Source organism: Longicatena caecimuris (assembly GCF_004341945.1).
GTDB lineage: Bacteria > Bacillota_I > Bacilli_A > Erysipelotrichales > Erysipelotrichaceae > Longicatena > Longicatena caecimuris.
Map to the genome: position 1 here is coordinate 1 of NZ_SMBP01000043.1, position 1,908 is coordinate 1,908.

1 protein-coding gene is annotated in these 1,908 nt (G+C 33.9%); it reads right to left on the minus strand.

Features of this window, described 5'->3' with window-relative positions; translation table 11 throughout:
• Positions 1 to 51 precede the first annotated feature (51 nt).
• Positions 52 to 1,746: an IS1634 family transposase gene (locus EDD61_RS13680; protein ID WP_008690300.1), complete on the minus strand. Its 1,695-nt coding sequence runs from the start codon at positions 1,744 to 1,746 to the stop codon at positions 52 to 54.
• Positions 1,747 to 1,908: the final 162 nt, after the last annotated feature.

A 1,908-nucleotide genomic window follows, 5' to 3' on the forward strand; every position in this document is an offset into this window, starting at 1 on the left:
CCTGTCTTTAGAAGTTAAAAGTAAAAAAATGGTGTAAACTCGAAATTATAGCTAACGAGTATGCATCATTTTTATTTGTTTATTGGTAAGATAATAATTTGTGATTGGTTGTTTTAATAGAGCTGAAAGCTTGGTGATGAAATCAGAAGAACGTGTCATGTTGATGTATCTTGAATCGTTGATCTGTACAACTTTAAACTCCTTGATAAAACTACATATATCACTTGTTGAGTATTCGTTATTTAGTATCTTGAATTGAAACAGTCGTATTAGTAGTACCGTAGTATAACATATAAGAAAATGTCCTTTTATACTATTCTCTTTTTGAAGATAGACAGGTCTTGCGTCTAATTCACTTTTCATAACTCTGAAAGATTCCTCAATCCTCCATAAATTATGATATGCTTCATATATCTGTTGATCTTCCATTTTGTATTCGGAAGTGATTAGAAGATTAAAGCCTGCTAGTTTTCTATCCATATCTATCTTTTCTTCATTTAGTACTGTATGGGCTTTTTTACCATCTCTATCCACAAAATTTACATATCTCGCACTTTCCCCATACTCTTCTTTCTTTGCTTCTGATGCTCGTAATCTTTGCGCTCTTTCAATCATTTTGTCGATTTCCATTAACTTTTTTCGTTGTAGCTTTGGGGAAAATGTACAAACACGTTTTTCTTTTACTGTCTTTGAATGTTTGATTCCATTTTCGTCTTTATATTCATATGTGTAGTTATCGATACATGATTTGTATCGATATATTATATTTCCTTTGCTGTCTAAAACATCATGAAAATCATTTTCAAGGAGTACCCATGTCTTTTCTTTATCAACTAGCTGTTTGACCGATTTTGAGAATATATAACCATCGCATTTATCTGTTGCTTCGATGATATTGCGAGCACAGTTCAACCCCTTATCTGCGATTTGTATAGTCCTTCCATTGATGTTGTTTTGTGATTTCAAGTCATTGATGATATTGCGGATAATAGGCTTCTCTGACTCATTACCGGGATACATCCTCATACCGATGGGGATCATATTGGCATCAAGTAATAGACCTAGCCCAACAATGGGATCATGACGCATTTCTTTAGATGGGCCACGTCTTTGAAAATCATTTTCTTTATCGATTTCAAAGTAGAAGTTCGTACAATCGAAGAAAGTATGTTTTGTATCAATACCAAAATTATCAGCTGTAGCTACCGTAAGTATTTCAGTGAACTTCTGATATTCACTCCCCAGAAATTCAACGGCATCTAATAATTGATCATAGCTGAAGTCAACTTCATTCAAAAGGGAAGGAAGTACATCATGAAACGTTTTGTGTTTAGACAAAGGTGCTACAGCACGTGCAAATACAAGAGATGAGAATATATCATAGACATTAAACTGAAAGTAGCGAGTAGACTGCATATAGTTAAAATGATCTTTTACATCTAATGTGTTAAGAATGTTGGCAAGAGGAAAATAGCCGAGATACTTTTCAGGAGAGACTTCACCAATAAGTCTTTGATTTATCTTTGCATTCGCATTTTTGAGTTTTCTTTCTTCATTCATTCTAGCCACTTCAGCTTTGTAGTAGGCAATAGGATCATCAATCCCAGAATCAATAAGAGACTGAAGATTACCAAGTTTTCTAATACTGCGATGCTTGGTTCCCTTAACATCAGGAGAATAAAAGCTTTCGTAAATAGATAAATAGGTACGATTTTGTTGTTTAGCAACCTTAAGGAAATAAGCCATAAGAACACCTCCGACATGAATACACCACGGCACCATCATTATAACACAATTAAATAAAATATGAAAGTATTTTCGCACATAAAAACCCGCATAAATACGGGCTCTGATTAACATTTGTTTTTTTGCTCCTAAAGAAACATGGTGCTAACTTCTAAAGACGGG